The organism is Autumnicola edwardsiae (assembly GCF_031846505.1).
GTDB classification, from domain to species: domain Bacteria; phylum Bacteroidota; class Bacteroidia; order Flavobacteriales; family Flavobacteriaceae; genus Autumnicola; species Autumnicola edwardsiae.
The window spans coordinates 1-551 of record NZ_JAVRHP010000297.1 but is presented as its reverse complement, the minus strand read 5'-3'; the positions used below and the strand labels follow the sequence as shown (position 1 = coordinate 551).

Annotated in this window: 1 protein-coding gene; it reads left to right on the top strand. The window is 36.3% G+C overall.

Annotated features, from left to right (window positions below):
- Positions 1 to 514: N-acetylmuramoyl-L-alanine amidase family protein (locus RM529_RS17735; RefSeq protein ID WP_311486056.1), on the top strand; the 514-nt coding region annotated here is incomplete at its 5' end.
- Positions 515 to 551 lie beyond the last annotated feature (37 nt).

Sequence of the window (551 nt, the reverse complement as noted above, 5' to 3'; positions counted from 1 at the left end):
GGCAATGGGCATAAATGGCATCCAAGAAAAGTATGTGGTTTTGTCGATTGCTAAAGAGATTTTAAGGTTGAATAATGATTTGGATCAACCTTTAGATATTTATTTAACCAGGTATAGTGATACGCTTATTTCGTTATCGGATAGAACCAAACTGACTAAAGCCTTAAATGCTGATTTATTTCTGTCCTTGCATTGCAATCACTCTAATAATCCAGCTGCGAGAGGAATAGAGGTTTATGTGGCTAAGGCTGTGTCTAAATACTCAGATGATGCTATTTGGTTTGCTTTTCAACTGCAAGATGATCTAAATAAGAGTTTGGGGTTGGAGAGTAGAGGTGTGAAGTTTGCGAATTTTCAGGTGTTGCGGGGAACTATAGATTATTGTCCTGCTGTTTTGATCGAATTGGGTTTCTTGTCCAATCACGATGAGGGCAACTTTATTTCAGAGAACAACAACATTGAACGCATCGCACTATCGATATTATCATCCATTCAAAAATCAATAAAATTATGAAAGATATTTTTTTAGAGTTAACGAAGAGCTTGAAGGA